General features: G+C 59.9%; 13 protein-coding genes, 1 rRNA gene and 3 pseudogenes. 9 read left to right on the top strand and 8 right to left on the bottom strand.

All coding sequences use genetic code 11. The features are described 5' to 3' along the window. Positions 1-91 precede the first annotated feature (91 nt). Entirely contained in the window at positions 92-916 is an 825-nt protein-coding gene (locus KGB03_RS30230; protein WP_111452052.1) for an alpha/beta fold hydrolase, read from the bottom strand. A 31-nt stretch (positions 917-947) separates the two neighbouring features. Further along, complete coding sequence (locus KGB03_RS30225; RefSeq protein WP_218538681.1) at positions 948-1,520, bottom strand: flavodoxin family protein; 573 nt, start codon at positions 1,518-1,520, stop codon at positions 948-950. A gap of 411 nt (positions 1,521-1,931) precedes the next feature. Here KGB03_RS30225 and KGB03_RS30220 point away from each other — a divergent pair, with 411 nt between their 5' ends. Next, the gene (locus tag KGB03_RS30220; protein ID WP_223530807.1) at positions 1,932-4,736 is read left to right on the top strand and encodes an ATP-binding protein; all 2,805 of its coding nucleotides are present in this window, start codon (positions 1,932-1,934) and stop codon (positions 4,734-4,736) included. Here the strand turns inward: KGB03_RS30220 and KGB03_RS30215 are convergent. Both KGB03_RS30215 and KGB03_RS30210 read right to left on the bottom strand, forming a co-directional pair. Beyond that, positions 4,701-6,185: an ATP-binding protein gene (locus tag KGB03_RS30215; RefSeq protein WP_223530805.1), complete on the bottom strand. Its 1,485-nt coding sequence runs from the start codon at positions 6,183-6,185 to the stop codon at positions 4,701-4,703. The two genes, KGB03_RS30220 and KGB03_RS30215, sit on opposite strands and share 36 nt — an antisense overlap. A 183-nt stretch (positions 6,186-6,368) precedes the next feature. Continuing rightward, on the bottom strand, positions 6,369-7,319 hold the full coding sequence (locus KGB03_RS30210) for a GlxA family transcriptional regulator (protein WP_192407636.1): 951 nt from the start codon (positions 7,317-7,319) through the stop codon (positions 6,369-6,371). A 362-nt stretch (positions 7,320-7,681) separates the two neighbouring features. Here KGB03_RS30210 and KGB03_RS30205 point away from each other — a divergent pair, with 362 nt between their 5' ends. The 3 genes and pseudogenes from KGB03_RS30205 (at position 7,682) to KGB03_RS30195 (ending at position 9,862) form a co-directional block, all read left to right on the top strand. Continuing rightward, positions 7,682-8,404, top strand: coding sequence for a pirin family protein (locus tag KGB03_RS30205; protein ID WP_218538678.1), 723 nt, complete (start codon positions 7,682-7,684; stop codon positions 8,402-8,404). Between the two features lie 77 nt (positions 8,405-8,481). After that, positions 8,482-8,751, top strand: a pseudogene (locus KGB03_RS30200) (YbfB/YjiJ family MFS transporter); the annotation flags it as partial. A gap of 112 nt (positions 8,752-8,863) precedes the next feature. After that, positions 8,864-9,862: an NAD(P)H-quinone oxidoreductase gene (locus KGB03_RS30195; protein ID WP_218538677.1), complete on the top strand. Its 999-nt coding sequence runs from the start codon at positions 8,864-8,866 to the stop codon at positions 9,860-9,862. Here the strand turns inward: KGB03_RS30195 and KGB03_RS30190 are convergent. Further along, positions 9,863-10,093 (bottom strand): annotated as a pseudogene (locus KGB03_RS30190) (2-deoxyribose-5-phosphate aldolase); the annotation flags it as partial. It abuts the gene before it with no gap. 20 nt (positions 10,094-10,113) lie between these two features. On the opposite strand from KGB03_RS30190, the gene KGB03_RS30185 reads away from it, so the two are divergent. After that, a complete protein-coding gene (locus KGB03_RS30185; RefSeq protein WP_111452045.1) occupies positions 10,114-11,070 on the top strand; it encodes an alpha/beta hydrolase in 957 nt (318 codons plus the stop codon). Between the two features lie 3 nt (positions 11,071-11,073). On the opposite strand, the gene KGB03_RS30180 is transcribed toward KGB03_RS30185, so the two are convergent. Beyond that, a complete protein-coding gene (locus KGB03_RS30180; protein WP_111452044.1) occupies positions 11,074-12,888 on the bottom strand; it encodes an ABC transporter ATP-binding protein in 1,815 nt (604 codons plus the stop codon). Beyond that, positions 12,885-13,904, bottom strand: coding sequence for an AraC family transcriptional regulator (locus tag KGB03_RS30175; protein WP_192407629.1), 1,020 nt, complete (start codon positions 13,902-13,904; stop codon positions 12,885-12,887). The genes KGB03_RS30180 and KGB03_RS30175 overlap by 4 nt, the downstream gene beginning before the upstream one ends. Positions 13,905-14,069: 165 nt before the next feature. Between KGB03_RS30175 and KGB03_RS30170 the strand changes: the two genes are divergently transcribed. From KGB03_RS30170 to KGB03_RS30155, 4 genes and pseudogenes are all read left to right on the top strand, one after another. Beyond that, positions 14,070-14,921 carry a 3-hydroxybutyryl-CoA dehydrogenase gene (locus KGB03_RS30170; protein ID WP_192407627.1) on the top strand — a complete coding sequence of 284 codons (852 nt, stop codon included), beginning with the start codon at positions 14,070-14,072 and terminating at the stop codon, positions 14,919-14,921. Next, positions 14,908-15,510 (top strand): TetR/AcrR family transcriptional regulator, encoded by a 603-nt coding sequence (locus KGB03_RS30165; protein ID WP_218538674.1) that lies wholly within the window; start codon positions 14,908-14,910, stop codon positions 15,508-15,510. Before KGB03_RS30170 ends, KGB03_RS30165 begins: the two co-directional genes overlap by 14 nt. A gap of 199 nt (positions 15,511-15,709) precedes the next feature. Beyond that, on the top strand, positions 15,710-16,123 hold the full coding sequence (locus KGB03_RS30160) for a VOC family protein (protein WP_134104782.1): 414 nt from the start codon (positions 15,710-15,712) through the stop codon (positions 16,121-16,123). A gap of 169 nt (positions 16,124-16,292) precedes the next feature. After that, positions 16,293-16,508 (top strand): annotated as a pseudogene (locus KGB03_RS30155) (hypothetical protein); the annotation flags it as partial. A gap of 73 nt (positions 16,509-16,581) precedes the next feature. Here the strand turns inward: KGB03_RS30155 and rrf are convergent. Then, positions 16,582-16,697 (bottom strand): 5S ribosomal RNA (gene rrf / locus KGB03_RS30150). Positions 16,698-16,701 lie beyond the last annotated feature (4 nt).

Below are 16,701 nucleotides of genomic sequence, written 5' to 3'. Positions count from 1 at the left end.
CCACCGCCCCGCCTGCACCGCTCAACTTCACGCGCAATAAACCCGCTACAAAGCTTCCATGACATAGGATCGGGGGGCCTGGGATTAACGCTTAGTCCTTCAAAAACGCCAGCAGATCGGCGTTGAGCTGATCCTTGTGGGTATCAGTCAAGCCATGGGGGGCGCCGGGGTAGATCTTCAACGTAGATCCTTTCACCAGTTTTGCAGACGCAATACCCGACGCTTCGATCGGCACCACCTGGTCAGCATCGCCATGCACCACCAGCGTCGGAATGTCGAACTTCTTCAGGTCTTCGGTGAAGTCGGTTTCGGAGAATGCCTTGATGCAGTCATAAGCGTTCTTGTGGCCGGAGGTCATGCCTTGCATCCAGAACCAGTCGATCATGCCCTGGGATGGCTTGGCGTCTGGTTTGTTGAAGCCGAAGAACGGACCGCTGGCGAGGTCGATGTAAAGCTGCGAACGGTCGGCCAGGGACGCCTTGCGAATGCCGTCAAACACCTCGATCGGCAGGCCGCCAGGGTTGGCTTCAGTCTTGAGCATCAGCGGCGGCACCGAAGAAATCAGCCCGGCCTTGGCTACGCGCTCGGTACCGTGGCGACCAATGTAGCGCGCCACTTCACCGCCGCCGGTGGAGAAGCCGAACAGCACGGCATCTTTGAGGTCCAGCCACTCGATCAACTGCGCCAGATCATCGGCGTAGGTGTCCATGTCGTTGCCGGTCCACGGCTGGCTGGAGCGGCCATGACCGCGGCGATCATGGGCAATCACCCGGTAGCCTTTGGCAGCCAGGAAGATCATCTGCGACTCCCAGCTGTCGGCGTTCAACGGCCAGCCATGGCTGAAGACAATAGGCTGACCGGTGCCCCAGTCCTTGTAATAAATTTCGGTGCCGTCTCGGGTCGTGAACGTACTCATGTGTTGTCTCCTTAGTGAGTGTTGGGGTGAATCAAACCGGTGAGTGGCTCATGCGTTCAGCCAGCCGCGCCACTCGCTCGCCCAGATGGGCGGCGGTGCGGCGGTCTTCGGGGGGCGGTGCGCGTTCGGGGGACTGTTCGACATTCGACTGCGCCATGGCGCCCAGCGAACTGCCCAGGCGATTCATTTGCCCATCGAACACGCCCGTGCTCGAACGCGCCGGCAGCAGGTCGAGGCCAACCCAGATCATTGAGTGCTGCGCGGCGAACACTGCCATCTGCAGCAAAGTGTTGAGTTTGTCGCCGCACAGACAGCCGGAATTGGTGAAGCCGGCCGCCAGTTTGTCGCGCCAGGGTTGGGCCAGGTAGAACGCCGCCGTGGCGTCCATGAACCCCTTGAAGGGTGCCGAGGCGCTACCCATGTAGGTCGGCGCGCCGAAGATGATTGCGTCGGCGTTGTGCAAATGGTCCCAGTGCCGGTCCACGTCCTCGACCGAAATCAGCCGGCAGGTACTGCCGTGCCTTTCCACGCCTTGGGCCACGGCTTCGGCCATGACACGGGTGTGCCCGTAGCCACTGTGATAGACCACCACCACGTTGCTCATTCCGACGTCCTCATGACATGTTTAATCCCTTTGTTCCACGGCAGTCCCCCTGTGTGAGCGAGCCTGCTCGCGAAAGCGTTGTATCAGTCACCCACGATGTTGAATGTGCCGCCGCCTTCGCGAGCAGGCTCGCTCCCACAGACCGGTGGCCGTTGAAGATGCAGAGTTTTGAGCGTAGACCGGACGCAGGACGAGTTAAACGTTGTTAATTTTCCCTGGCGCGCCAAAAGCCTCAGCGATACCTTCAAGACCGTCGCGCCCAATAATTACGGAACCCATGAACAAGGGCGGAGAACCAGCAGTCCAGGCAGACGCCGCAGAGTCATCCGGCCAGCGCATTGCGTTGCCGTAAAAACCTGACGAATATGCTCGAAAACCGCGTATCAGACGGCTGCAAGCAGGAGTGACACGTTGACCCTTCCCCCCGACAAAGCCATCCATTTCGGCCCCTACCGGATCTATCCCGGACAACGTCTGGTCATGGAGGCCGACCAGCCCCTGCGCCTGGGTCGACGTGCCATGGACATTCTGTTGATCCTTTTGGAACACGCCGGGGAGGTGGTCAGCAAACAAACGCTGATCGCCAGGGTCTGGCCGAAAAACGTGGTGGAAGACATCAACCTGCGGGTGCACATGGCCGCCTTGCGCAAGGCCCTCGGCGACGGACAGGCCGGCCAGCGTTACATCATCACCGTGGCGCAGCGCGGGTACAGCTTTGTGGCGCCGTATTCGCTGGAGCACATCGAGCACCCTCCAGGGAGCGCAGCATACGTGCCGAGTGGCCACAACCTGCCCGTTCGTCGAACCCGCATGATCGGCCGCCAGTCTCTCGTCGATAGCCTGGTGGTCCAGCTGTCACGCCAGCGTTTCATTACTCTGGTCGGGCCCGGCGGGATCGGCAAAACCACCGTGGCCCTGCGTGTCGCCGAACAACTGATCGGGCGCTACCGGGATGGCATTCGCCTGCTGGACCTGGCGCCGATCAATGATCCATCGATGATCACCGTTCACCTGGCGACATTGCTCGAACTGTCCTTGCACGACGCCGAGCCGATGAGCGGCCTCGCCGCGTTTTTGCGCGACCGACAGATGCTGCTGGTGATCGACAACTGCGAACACCTGGTCGACGCCATCGCATTGCTGAGCGAGAGCCTCCTGCGCGCCGCGCCAGAGGTGCACATTCTGGCCACCAGCCGTGAGAGCTTGCGGGCCGAAGGTGAATGTGTCCAACGCCTGGAGTCGCTGGACTGCCCTCCCCCCATTGCCGTGCCAGACCGCACTCAGGCCCTGACCTTTTCCGCCCTGCAGTTGTTCGTCGAACGGGCGATGGCCAGCCACGACAGCTTCGAACTGACCGATGACGAGCTGCCGCTGGCAATTGAAATTTGCCGGCGTCTGGACGGTATTCCATTGGCGATCGAATTGGCGGCCGCGCAAGTCAACAGCCTCGGATTGAGCGGATTACTGACCCAGCTCCAAGGCAGTTTTCGCCTGCTCACCCAGGGTTGCCAGACCACACTGGGCCGACACCAAACCTTGCGCGCCACACTGGACTGGAGCTTCGAGCTGCTCAATGCCTGCGAACAAGCCTGCTTGCGCCGACTGGGTGTGTTCAGGGGCGGGTTCACCCTGGAATCGGCGGCGGCGGTGATCGTCGGCGAACACATCGAACCGCAAGCAGTGTTTGGCTCGATCACGCAACTGGTGGCCAAATCGCTGCTGAACGTGGAGGTGGGGGACGAAGAGGTGTTTTACCGATTGCTCGACACTACCCGCAGCTATGCCCTGGAGAAACTCGACCAGGCCGCCGACCTGCCCGATACCCGGGAACGTCACGCCAAGCGCTGCCTGGCGTTGATGAATCAGGCCCAGCACGACTGGGAGCTGATCCCGACAGGTACATGGATCGAGCGTTATACCCGCGGTCTGGAAGACATTCGTTCGGCCCTCGACTGGTGTTTTAACGCGCAAGGACCGCAGGCATTGGCGATCCGCCTGACGGCAGCTTCCACGCCGCTGTGGCAGGAGCTGTCGCTGCTCAAGGAGCACGGCCTCTACGTGCGCAGGGCGCTGGCCCTGCTCGATGCAACGTCCGATCCCTGCCCGCAGCTGAAAATAGCCCTGCATCTCGCCCTCGGCAGTTCTTGCTATCACACTCAGATGAGCACGGCTGAAACCATCGAGGCTTTCGTCAGCGCCAGAACCCTGGCCAAGCAATGCAACGATTTGGCCGGTCAGTTGCGGGCGGTGTCCGGGCACATGGCGGTCAACCTCTGTTGCGCCAATTATCAATTGGCCCTGGAACAGAGCCGGCAATTCGATCGATTGGGACTGCACGGCGATGCAGTGTTGTCCCTCAGCATGCATCGCTTGCGGGTGCTGGCGTTGCACTTTGCCGGGGACCAACAGCAGGCGCGGATCAATGCCGAGCAGGTGCTTCAGCGCATGGCCCAGAGCGGCCACCTCAACCGCTTCACCTACGGTTTTGGAGTGCACTACGATCAGAGCGTCGCCGCCTTGACGATTCTGGCGCGCATCCTCTGGTTGCAGGGGCAACCAGAACAAGCCTGGCACACCGCCCGGCAAGCGCTGGACATTGCGACCCAGATCAACCACGGCACGTCCATCTGCTACACCCTGGCGCTGGCCGGTTGCCCGATCGCTCACTACAACGGCGATACCCGAACGGCTCGTGAACTCTTGCGCCAGCTGCTGGAACAAGCACAGAAACACTCGGTGCTGCTGTTCTACACCTGGGCCCGACACTATGCGCAGGTGATCGACAGCGCCGAGGCGCACTTGCCTCTTCAGCCAGGCGTGGGGCTGATCAAGGACATCATGGTCACGCTGGATGGCAGTTTCGTCGATGACGCCCTGTTGCAACGGGCCGACACTGGTACGGCTGGCTGGAGCACGGCGGAAGTACTGCGGGCCCGGGCTGATGCGCTGCTGGCCGAGGATTGCCCACTGAAAACCGAAGCGGCCGAGGCCGTGCTGATCAGGGCATTGAACGTGGCGAAACATCAGGGCGCCCTGGCTTGGGAACTGCGCAGCGCCACCTCGCTGGCGCAACTTTGGCAGCGTCAGGGCCTGTATCAGCAAGCTCATGAGCTGCTGGCGCCGATCTACAATCGGTTCACCGAGGGATTTTCTACACCGGACCTGAGCAAAGTCCGTCGATTACTCGAGGAGCTCAATGGGCAACTGCACGCCTGAGACCCAGCGCGCCCGGCTGATGTAATGCGAATAGCGCTGCTCAAACGCCCGCAGGTGGCCGTTGTGTTCGAGCTTCTCAAGGGCATAGGTGCGCGTGGTGTTGAGAAAGCGATAACGGGTCGTGCCGTTGACCTGATCCATCGAGAGCAACGATTTGGCGACCAATCGCGTCACCAGCGCCGCCAGTTGATCGGGCTTCAGCTCCGCGCAACTGCACACGCCAATCGCGGCATCGAGGGTGAATGACATTTTGAACACCGACAAGCGCTGCAACACGGTTTGTTCCGGCAGGCTCAGCCGTTCATAGCTCCAGTCCAGGGCAGCTTTGAGCGTCTGATGTCGGGGCACCGCCGTACGCCGGCCTTGGGTCAGCAGCTGAAGACAGTTATCCAGCTGAGCTTGCAAACCGACCAACGCCAGCGCATGGATCTGCGCCGCAGCCAGTTCGATGGCCAGTGGCAAACCGTCGAGCCGCCGACAGATTTCACGGACCGCCTTGAGGTCTTGTTCGCGCAAGGCAAACCCTTGTTGACGGGTTCGGGCACGGCTGACGAACAGCTGCACCGCCGAATACCCCATGGCTTCGGCGACACTGTGCAACGCCGACGCGGGCGGCACCGCCAGAGACGGTACACGCTGAACCGTTTCCCCTCCTGCCTGTAAAGGCTCGCGGCTGGTCACCAGAATGGACAGCCGAGGCGCCGACATCAGCAAATCCTCGACCAGGGTTCGACAGCGTTCCAGCAGGTGTTCGCAGTTGTCCAGCACCAGCAACGCGTGCCAGTTTGCCAGCACCTCCAGCGTCGTGCCAATCTCCCGTTCAAGGGTCTGGATCAGATGATCGACCACTCGCGCGGGGTCACCGATCGCTGCGAAATCAACCAGCCACACCCCCTCTTCATAGTGCTGCAACAGCAGTTCGCCGACACGCAACGCCACCGTGGTCTTGCCGACGCCGCCGGGGCCGACCAGCGTCATGAAACGCCGGACCGGCAACTGCCGGACCAGACTGCCGACCAGCGAATCCCGACCGGTCACCGGCGTGAGTCGTGCGGGCAGGTTGTGCTGATGTTTTTGCACGGTCTCGATCAAGAGCCGCGTGCTCGCGGACGCGGGCTGCACCGGGGCGATAAAACTGTAACCGCGCTGGGGAATGTTGACGATGTAGCGCTGGCCATTCTGCCCGTCGCCAAGCGCCCGACGCAGGGCGGCAATGTGCACGCGCAGGTTGATTTCCTCGACCACGGACGTCGGCCAGACGTGAGCAATCAGTTCGTCCTTGCTGACCACGTTGCCGGCGCGCTCGACCAACACCTGGAGGATATCCAGCGCCCGACCGCCCATGCGCAGCGGTCGATCACCTTCGAGGATCAGCCGTTGCCGCAGATGGAATGCATAGGGGCCGAATCGCAGCACCGCATCGCTGTTTAAATCTCTGAGGCTGTTCATGCACATTCACGTGCTGAAACCTGGCCCGGCTCACAGTGCAGCAACATCCCTTGCACCCGCCTTCCAGGTTCCCGCACCTCCATTGCAAAGCGTTCAGGGTATCTTGGCAGGCATCAGTGACGGTACAACTGCCACGGAGGGAGCGTCACAGCCATCACGGTGCGCATAACGGACAAGAAGGCTCTAGCTGAACTGCTCACGGTATTGGGTCGGCGTCAAACCAAGCTTTTCACTGAACAGAAAACGCATGTGCCGTACGCTGCCGAAGCCACTTTTGAACGCCACTGTCTTGAGTGGCAAGTCGCTGGTTTCCAGCAGATTCCTGGCGCTGTCGATACGCGCACTTTGCAGAAATTCCATGGGCGTCATGTTCACTTCCCGAGCAAACATCCGGGCGAAGTGCCGCGCACTCATGTTCGCGAGGCTGGCCATGCGTTCGATGCTGAATGCTTCATCGAGGTGTTCGAGCACAAAGTTCTGCACACGAGTGATCGGTGTTTCCTGCGGTGCGACAGCGGCCATCAACGGGCTGAATTGCGCCTGCCCACCCTGCCGCTTCATGACCACCAGCAAAACCTTGGCGACGTCCTGGGCGACTTTCTTGCCATGGTCTTCGGTGACCACCGACAGTGCCAGGTCGATGCCGGCAGTGACGCCGCCGGAAGTGATGAGGTTGCGGTCCTGCACGTAAATCTGATCGGTTTCGACGGTAGCCTTCGGGAAGCCTTTGATCAGTCGTTCGGTGTAATGCCAGTGGGTGGTCACGCGATAGCCGTCCAGCAAACCGGCATGCCCCAGCACGAACGCGCCGGTGCAGATCGAGCCGTATCGCTCGGCGCGACCGACCGCGGCTTTGAGCCAACACAACAACGGTGGATGTTTTTCGTTATAGGCACCCGGACCGCCCGGCACCAGCAACAGGTCATACGCCTGATCCGCCTGATCGATGTGCAAATCGGCCTGGACGCTGACGCCGTTGGAGGCACGCAGTGCGCCATGCTCGGTGCCGATGGTCGACAGTTCGTAACGATCATCCGGTGCCAGATATCGATTGGCGATGGAAAACACTTCCATCGGGCCTGCCATGTCCAGCAGGAGAAAGTCCGGGAACAACACAATAGCCACGGTTTTCATGGGTTCAAAATCACTGAAGTCAAAAGAAAATCCATCTGCCAAACACCACCCCCCTGTGGGAGCGGGCTTGCTCGCGAAAGCGGTGTATCAGTCACCCACAATATTGAATGTGACGCCGCTTTCGTCGGATCGCCGCCCGGAGACAAGCCCGCTCCCACAGGGTTTGGTGTCGGTATCAGAAGAATGCTGTGCATTATGGCCAAATGTGGCATCGGCGTCGGAGAAGAATACGTGATCGCCTGCCGATCACTGTCAACCTCAACAGGACAGTATTTCAATTTCCACCTACTTATTGCACCAACCCGTAACCATTAACCTTCTCCTCACTCGGACGAATCAACGTCCCCACAGGAGATTTCATCATGCTGACCCTTCGCAAAGCTTCGGATCGCGGCGCGGCCAATCACGGTTGGTTGAAGTCGTTCCATACCTTTTCCTTCGCCAACTATCGCAACCCGAAAGAGCAGGGTTTTTCCGACCTGCTGGTGATCAACGATGACCGGGTTGCCGCCGGTAAAGGTTTCGGCCAGCACCCACACCGCGACATGGAGATTTTCTCTTATGTGCTCGAAGGTGCTTTGGAACACAAAGACACCCTGGGCACTGGCTCGGTGATCCGCCCCGGCGACGTGCAGTTGATGAGCGCCGGCAGCGGCGTGGCGCACAGCGAATACAACCACTCGACCACCCGGCCGGTGCACTTCCTGCAAATCTGGATCGTGCCGGACATCAGCGGCGCCAAACCGCGCTATCAGCAAGAGCATTTCAGCCCGCAAAAGAAACGCGGCCGTCTGCAACTGATCATCTCCCCCGACGGGGCGAAAGGCTCGCTGAAGGTGCGTCAGGACGCACGGGTGTATGCGGCGCTGATCGACGGTAAGGAAAGCGCTGCGCTGGAATTGGCCACGAACCGCTATGCCTATGTGCATGTGGCCCGCGGCAATGTCGAGCTCAACGGCGTGCCGTTGCAGGAAGGCGATGGCGTGCGGGTTCGCGATGAACAGGTGCTGACCTTGAGCAATGGCGTCGATGCCGAGGTATTGATCTTTGACCTGCGGCCGCAAGAACTGCCGGAAATGCCATAAAGATCAAGAGATCGCAGCCTCGTTTAACTCGACAGCTCCTACAGGGATTCGTGCAGTGCTGGCCCTGCGGGCGGTGACGGGTTCACGAACTGGTCCCACAGCATCATCAACAGCAACTTGCCTGGAGCCGCGCGACGGTTTCATTCGCTACGTTTCAGGCTATCGCCGGGTATGCGTATTCGGCGTTGTTCAACGCCAGCGGCGGCGATCACGCGTTATTGTTTGTCATTGCAGCCGGCGCCATTGTGGTAGCACTGTTACTGGAACAGGTCATGCGCTTGCTGAACAGATCAAACAATGTGGGAGCCTGCTCGCGAAGACGGCGTCGCATTCAACAAAGTAGGTGACTGACACACCGCATTCGCGAGCAGGCTCCCACAGGGATCAGTGCATTGGATTGAATCATTCGTTCACTCATGCGATCCCATTTACAGATGACTTTCTCAACAGGACGCCGACATGAATCTGCCCCAAACCATGACCCTGATTGAAATCACCGAACCCGGTGGTCCGGAGGTTTTAAAGCCGCGCCAGGAACCGGTCCCCACCGCAGGTGCAGGCGAAGTGCTGATTCTCGTGCACGCTGCCGGGGTCAACCGTCCCGATGTGATTCAACGCGCCGGCAAGTACCCGATGAAACCCGGCATGAGCCCGATTCCCGGTCTGGAAGTGGCCGGTGAAGTGGTGGCGATCGGCGCTGGCGTCAACGAATTCATCGTCGGCGATAATGTCTGTGCACTGACCAACGGCGGCGGTTACGCACAATATTGCGTTGCACCGGCCAGCCAGACGTTGCCGATTCCTGAAGGGATGGATTGGGTGCACGCCGCGGCGGTGCCAGAAACTTTCTTCACCGTGTGGGCCAATCTGTTCGACATGGGCGGCGCCAGCAAAGGCCAGCGCGCATTAATTCACGGCGGCACCAGCGGCATCGGCACCACCGCGTTGATGTTGTGTCGCGAATTCGGCATCAAGGCTTTCGCCACGGCGGGCAGTGAGGAGAAGTGTGCGGCGATCCGCACGTTGGGGGCCGAGGCGATCAACTATCGCGATCAGGACTTCGTCCAGGTCATCCAGGAAAGAACCGCCGGCAAGGGCGTCAATGTCATCCTCGACATCATGGGCGGTTCGTACCTGAATCAGAATATCGCGGCGTTGGGTATGGACGGTCGGCTGGTGATGCTGGGCTTTCTCGGTGGCGCCCACGCCAAAGACGTCGACCTGCTGGCGATCCTGGGCAAACGCGCGACGATCACTGGCTCACTGATGCGCGCGCGCACCCGCGAAGAAAAAGCCTCGATCGCCGAACAGTTGCACGAGTACGTCTGGCCCGTACTCGCCGCCGGGCGTTGCCTGCCGATGATCGACAAGGTCTATCCATTGACCGACGCGTCGCTGGCTCATGCCCGGATGGAAGCGGGTGATCACATCGGCAAGATTGTCTTGCGGGTGGACTGATCAGTAGCCCTCACCCGCCGCCAGGGCGCCGCTGATGATCGCGATGCCCGAGCTGGTGCCCAGTCGCGTGGCGCCGGCCTCGATCATCGCCAGTGCAGTCGGGTAATCGCGTAGGCCACCGGAAGCCTTGACCCCAATAAGCGCGCCGACGGTGCGGCGTCGGGCCATACATACGACTGTCGAATTTATTCCTGCCTTCGCCACGCTTCTGTTAAAACCCGAACTTTCCTTTTGATCCTCCGGGCCACCGCATGTTTTCCAATCTGATGAGCCGCTTGGGCCGACGCTGGCTGCCGCTGCTGTGCATGGCCGTGCTAATCGTCGGCTTGCCGGTGAGCTGCGGCGTGCTCAAGTACACAGAACGCGAGTTGCTGTTCCGCATCGAGCCGGGCAACGCTGGTTGGTATCGTGGTCTGCCGCAGGACGTTCAGGAATTCGACATCAAGCCCGCCAGTTTCAAGGCCGGGCAAAGCCTGCATGCCTGGTGGTGGCCGGCCGCGCGTCGCGATGCGCCGTCGATCCTCTACCTGCATGGCGTGCGCTGGAACCTGACGGGCCAGGCGTTCCGCATCGAGCAATTGCGCGCCATGGGCTATTCGGTGCTGGCCATCGACTACCGCGGGTTTGGCCAGAGCAAGGGGGATCTGCCGTCGGAAGCCAGTGTTTATGAGGATGCGCGAGCCGCTTGGGAGCGCTTCACCCAGATGCAACCGGACGCCAACAAGCGCCTGATCTACGGCCATTCCCTGGGTGGCGCGGTGGCTATCGACCTGGCGGCAGACCTGGCCGCACAGGCGAAAAAGGAGCATGGCGTGGTACCGGTGCGCGGTCTGGTAATCGAATCCACTTTCACCTCGCTGGGCGATGCCGTGGCGCAAGTGGCCGACAGCAACCTGCCGGTGAAATGGTTGCCGGTACGCTGGCTGCTGTCGCAGAAATTCGATTCCATCGACAAGATCGTCGACATCAACATGCCGTTGCTGGTGGTCCATGGCCTGGCCGACCCGTTCATGCCCTCGCGGTTCAGCCAGCAGTTGTTCAATGCCGCCAACGAACCCAAGCACCTGTTATTGGTGCCCGGTGGTACACACAACAACAGCATGAGCCAGGGCGGTACCCAGTATCGCCAGGCACTCGACGGTTTGATGAAAACAAAACCGACACAAATGGCCGGACCGGCCGTGGTTCGGGTTTCCCGGGAGTCTTGAGGTCTATCGGTAACCCCGGGCCTGCAAATCAAACAACTGCGCATAGCGCCCGCCCGCGGCCACCAGACTGTCGTGATCGCCCCGTTCAAGGATCGCTCCCTGGTCCAGCACAATGATGTGGTCCGCATTGCGCACGCTGGAAAACCGGTGAGAGATCAGCAACGTCATCCGGCCTTCGGTGTGCTCACTGAAATGCTCGAATACCGCCGCTTCCGCTGCCGGGTCGAGTGCAGAGGTCGGCTCATCCAGAATCAGGATATCGGCGTTGCGCCGCATGTAGGCGCGCGACAACGCGATCTTCTGCCATTGCCCGCCGGACAGCTCCTGCCCCCCGGCAAACCACCGCCCTAACTGAGTGGCATACCCTCGATCCAGCCCCTCGATAAAGGGCGCGGCCATGCCCTCGGCGGCGGCCTCCTGCCAGCGCTGTTCATCGTTGAACGCCAGGGTGTCACCAACGCCGATGTTCTCGCCAACGGAAAATTGGTAGCGGATGTAGTCCTGAAAAATCACCCCGATGCGCCGTCGCAGCGCGTCTTCTTCCCACGCTTGCAGATCGCTGCCGTCCAGCAGGATACGGCCCTGATCAGGACGGTACAGCCGCGTCAGCAATTTGATCAGCGTGGTCTTGCCCGAACCGTTCTCCCCCACCAGCGCCACACTGTGGCCGGGCACAAGGTGAAGATCGATGCCTTCCAACGCAGCGCGACTGGCGCCCGGATAACGAAAGCCGACGTTTTCGAAACGCAGGCCATCGCCGGGCACCGCCCCCACGGTGAGGTTGCCGGTATCCGCCACGACAGGCTCGGCCAGGTATTCATAAAGACTGGAGAGGTAAAGGCCATCCTCGTAGAGACCGCTGATAGCACTCAAGCTGCTGCTGACTGCCGTCTGCCCCTGCTTGAATAACACCAGGTACATGGTCATCTGCCCGAGGCTGATGTTGCCATGGACGGTATCAACCACGACCCAGGCATAGGCCAGATAAAACGCGCCGGTGCCCAGTAGACCGAGGACAAATCCCCAGCCATCCCGACGTAGCGTCAGGCGCCGGTCTTCGGCATAGAGCCGTGCGAACGTGTCTCGATAACGCTTCAACAGCAGCGGCGCGAAGCCGAACAGTTTGACCTCTTTAATGTAGCCCTCGTGAGAGAGCAACGTTTCGATGTAATTCTGTTGTCGACTCTCCGGCGCGCGACGGGTGAACAATCGAAAAGCATCGCCGGAAAAATGTGCTTCGGCGAAGAATACCGGTAGTGCACCGACCACCAGCAGCACCAGCGCCCAAGGAGAAAAATGCACCAGCAACACGCCGAAGCTGATCAACACGATCAGGTTCTGGATCAGCCCCAATGATTTCATCACCAGTGCCAACGGTCGGGTCGATGCTTCGCGGCGCACTCGAACCAGTTTGTCGTAGAACTCGGAATTCTCGAACTGCACCAGCGATAACGTCTGGGCCTTCTCCAGAATCATCGTATTGACCTTCTGCCCCAACTGCACCCGCAATAGCGATTGCTGGACCGACAGCGCCCGCTGAGTCCCGGACAACAATGCGAGCACGCCCGCTTCAAACAGCACATAACGCACGACCGGCCACAACGGCGCACTGCCCTGTTGTGCGTGCAACTGCATGGCCGTGACCACCGCATCGACAATGCGTTGTCCCAACCAGGCCGCCAGTGCCGGGAGTACACCGGCAATCAACGTCGCCAGCACCAATCCCAGAAACAGCCCGCGAGACGTTGCCCAGACCAGCAGCAAGGCGCGTCTCGCCTGGTCGAGTAACGAGGTGAAACGATCGAGAACAGGGTTCACTCCGTGATCCCCCCCTGATACCTCGCCCGATACCGTCCCGGACTTTCCCCCGTCCACTTCTTGAACGCCCGGTGAAACGCGCTTGGCTCCTGAAAGCCAAGCTGCTCGGCAATGTCACTGATGCTCGCACGACTGTGACGCAGTTGCTCAAACGCAACGCCACGCCGCACCTCGTCCTTGATCTCCTGATACGAACACCCTTCCCGCTCCAGTTTTCGGCGAAAGGTGCTGGGGCTCAGGTGCTGTTCCAGGGCGAAGGCCTGCAAGGTCGGCCATTGGCTGTAATGGCTGTTACGCAGGCGCTGATGGACCTGCGACGCCAGGCCGTGCTGATTACGAAAACGGATCACCAGCCATTGCGGCGCGGTGCGCAAAAACACTTTTAGTGAGGCCAGATCCTGAACCACCGGCAGACGCAAATAGTGGCTGGCGAATTCGATTTCGGTGCGCTCGGCGCCAAAGGTCAGGTTGGGTCCCCAGAGTAAACGGTCATCGCTGAGCGACACACGCTCATGGCGAAAATCTGCGCGGTCGATGGGGATGCGCCGCCCACCCAGCCAGCAGAGCAGACTGATCATCAATACCAGAAACGTCTCCTCGCCCAAACGACTGACGTCGCTGTTTGGCGAGTGATTCTGCAGGCTGATCACTGCACGTTTCCCGCGCACCGTCAGCGTGCCGCGAAAGTCGTGGAGGAATAGTGCGAAATTGGCCAGGCACTGGCGCATGGCTTTGTGCAGGTCAGGTTCCTGAATCAATGCCCGGCAGATCAGGGCGAAACCGCCCGGCGGCATGCCATGGGAGTCGAGCCCGAAGAACTCATCGTTGAGCTCGCGGATCTGAATCAACCACAACGCGGCAAACGCACTCGCCGGTACACGCGCGGTGGGCTGCTCCATCAACGCCGGATCGATGCCGGCCTGTTCAAGCGCAGCCCTCTGACGTTGCGGATTGTTTCCCAGCCCATGGATCATTGCCTGCACGAAGTAGGCGGAAACCGAGTCCTTTTCCCGCATGTGAACGCTTCTCTCCCCATCACCCGAATGGCAAAAAACACCAGTGCCGTTGAACAGTTTCGGCATAGGACAACCGCCCTGCCGGCTCTAGACTCGCGGCCAATAGTACGCCTTCGGCCACTACGGCGGCCAAGGTATCGCGGGATTTGATCGGAAGGACAGAACATGAATCTGCAAAACATTGGCGTGATCGGCGCAGGCACCATGGGCAATGGCATTGCGCAAGTCTGCGCCTTGGCCGGTTTTAACGTGACCTTGCTCGACATCTCCGAGAGCGCCCTGCAAAAGGCCGTCGCAACCGTCAGTAAAAACCTCGATCGACAGATCGCCAAGGAAACGCTGACGCAAGAGCAAAAGCTCGCCGCCCTCGACAAGATCCGCACCAGCACCGACTACAGCAACCTGCAGAACGTGCAACTGGTGATCGAAGCCGCGACCGAAAACCTCGAACTGAAACTGCGCGTGCTGCAACAGATTGCCGCGCAGGTCAGCGATCATTGCGTGATTGCCTCCAACACGTCTTCGCTGTCCATCACCCAACTCGCGGCCAGCGTGAGCCAGCCTGAGCGCTTCATCGGTCTGCACTTCTTCAACCCCGTGCCGGTGATGGGTCTGATCGAAGTGATTCGCGGTTTGCAAACCAGCGACGCCACCCACGCCTTGGCGCTGGACATGGCGACCACTCTCGGTAAAACCGCGATCACCGCGGGCAACCGTCCGGGTTTCGTGGTCAACCGGATTCTGGTGCCGATGATCAACGAAGCGATCCTGGTGTTTCAGGAAGGCCTGGCCAGCGCCGAAGATATCGACGCCGGCATGCGCCTGGGCTGCAATCAGCCGATAGGGCCGTTGGCGTTGGCGGACCTGATCGGCCTGGACACCGTGCTGGCCATCCTCGAAGCCTTCTACGACGGCTTCAACGATAGCAAGTACCGTCCTGCTCCACTGCTCAAGGAAATGGTCGCCGCCGGTTACCTGGGGCGCAAAACGGGGCGTGGCTTCCATGCCTATGCCTGAGCGTTGCTCGCGCTTTGCCGAGTATCGGGACAAGGTGCTGGAGCTGTTCGCCTGCAAAGGTTTCGGACAGGTCGGCATGCGTGAGCTCGCGACCTGCCTGGGGCTCGCTCCCGGCTCGTTGTATCACCATTACCCCAGCAAACAGCACTTGCTGCTCGACCTGATCGAAGAGTTCTACGAAGAACTGTTGGCAACCCTAGGGCGGATCGAGCAAAAGGCGCCGGCAAAACGTGAAAAACTCCACGCCCTTATCCGAGCGCATTTGAACCTGCATCAGGAGATGCCCTGGCATTTTCGTCTGGCGGAGCGTGACAGCGGCTGCCTGAATGAAGAACAACAGGAACGGGTTCGGCAACTGCGCGAGCAATACGAGCGCCGACTGCTGCTGATGCTCGGAACAAGGCCTCGTCTCAGCGAGCAGGCGCAACTTGCCACCGGGCACGCCATCGCCAATTTGCTGAACAGCGCGCCCAGCTGGTTGGCGCAGCACACGCTGAGTGAGGCGGAGCGAGATGAGCTGTTGGAAAACCTGGTCAGTGGTGCCATCGAGCGTTTGCTGCGCCCCTCGGTTTCACGCGCAGTAGCTTGAGGGCCCTGGACGATATTTCCGTGATCGTGGATCGACACCTAGGCGCAGGAAGCCATAAGCCACGTCGCTTCAATAGAAAAAACATCTAAACAATTCCCGCCAATCACGACATCTAACGCTTTGCTAATGGGAGCCCAATCACTGCGGAGCTGGAGGTGAATTCAGCCTCCCTCCGCTTCTTCGTTACCGGGAGCAAAGCATGAAAATCAATCCCTACCTGATCTTCAATGGCGACTGCAAAGCCGCTTTCACCTTCTATGCCCAAAGCCTGCCAGGCCAAATCGAAGTCATGATGACCTTCGGCGAAAGCCCCGCGCGCGAGCACTTTCCGGCGGACTACCACAACCTGATCATCCACACCCGCCTGCTGGTGGGCGATCAGGCGATCATGGGCTCGGACACAACACCTGATCGCCCTACTGACGAAATGAGCGGCTGTTCGGTTTCACTGAATGTCGACAGCATTGCGGAGGCTGAACGGATCTTCGCTGCATTGTCGGAAGACGGCAGCGTTCAAATGCCACTAGAAGCGACGTTCTGGGCAGCACGTTTCGGGATGCTGGTTGATCGGTTTGGGGTGTCGTGGATGGTGAACTGCGAAAAGGATCAGTAAAACTCACTTTCTCAAGGCATGAAAAAAGCCCAACCTGAAAGGTTGGGCTTCTGGCAACTGCCGGACTGTCTGCTACCGTCAACACGCTACCTCGTACAGCCGCGGATTGTTCGGAGGAACCCCACTGCCTGCCCAGGACGTGCCTTAGTCCACTCGCCTCAAACTGTCACTGCTCATCGACGCGAGAGTCGAGCCTGCTCCTCCCATCACTCAGGTAGAAGAAAAACTACGCGAAGAGTCCGCCAAGCTCGGCGGCGATGCCGTGGTTGTGGTCTACGACCATATCCAATCGGTGGGCGCCTATGTCAACGGTCCACTGTGGGCTCGCGACGTAAAAACCATCGAAGGTCGGAAACTCAAAGGGATTGTGATCAAGTACCGGTGATGTCCGTTCGCACTTTCCTGCGGACAAAACAAAACCCCTACCTGCATACGCAGATAGGGGTTTCGGAATTTAATCTTGACGATGACCTACTCTCACATGGGGAAACCCCACACTACCATCGGCGATGCATCGTTTCACTGCTGAGTTCGGGATGGGATCAGGTGGTTCCAATGCTCTATGGTCGTCAAGAAAT

It is taken from the genome of Pseudomonas sp. BF-B-26 (assembly GCF_019956495.1).
GTDB lineage: Bacteria > Pseudomonadota > Gammaproteobacteria > Pseudomonadales > Pseudomonadaceae > Aquipseudomonas.
This window is presented reverse-complemented; position numbering and strand designations above follow the sequence as displayed.

Excerpts from the sequence above, each read along its gene's own strand:
- KGB03_RS30230 (WP_111452052.1), bottom strand. The coding sequence starts at position 916 with ATGAGTACGTTCACGACCCGAGACGGCACCGAAATTTATTACAAGGAC.
- KGB03_RS30225 (WP_218538681.1), bottom strand. The coding sequence starts at position 1,520 with ATGAGCAACGTGGTGGTGGTCTATCACAGTGGCTACGGGCACACCCGT.
- KGB03_RS30215 (WP_223530805.1), bottom strand. The coding sequence starts at position 6,185 with ATGAACAGCCTCAGAGATTTAAACAGCGATGCGGTGCTGCGATTCGGC.
- KGB03_RS30210 (WP_192407636.1), bottom strand. The coding sequence starts at position 7,319 with ATGAAAACCGTGGCTATTGTGTTGTTCCCGGACTTTCTCCTGCTGGAC.
- KGB03_RS30205 (WP_218538678.1), top strand. The coding sequence starts at position 7,682 with ATGCTGACCCTTCGCAAAGCTTCGGATCGCGGCGCGGCCAATCACGGT.
- KGB03_RS30195 (WP_218538677.1), top strand. The coding sequence starts at position 8,864 with ATGAATCTGCCCCAAACCATGACCCTGATTGAAATCACCGAACCCGGT.
- KGB03_RS30185 (WP_111452045.1), top strand. The coding sequence starts at position 10,114 with ATGTTTTCCAATCTGATGAGCCGCTTGGGCCGACGCTGGCTGCCGCTG.
- KGB03_RS30175 (WP_192407629.1), bottom strand. The coding sequence starts at position 13,904 with ATGCGGGAAAAGGACTCGGTTTCCGCCTACTTCGTGCAGGCAATGATC.
- KGB03_RS30170 (WP_192407627.1), top strand. The coding sequence starts at position 14,070 with ATGAATCTGCAAAACATTGGCGTGATCGGCGCAGGCACCATGGGCAAT.
- KGB03_RS30165 (WP_218538674.1), top strand. The coding sequence starts at position 14,908 with ATGCCTATGCCTGAGCGTTGCTCGCGCTTTGCCGAGTATCGGGACAAG.
- KGB03_RS30160 (WP_134104782.1), top strand. The coding sequence starts at position 15,710 with ATGAAAATCAATCCCTACCTGATCTTCAATGGCGACTGCAAAGCCGCT.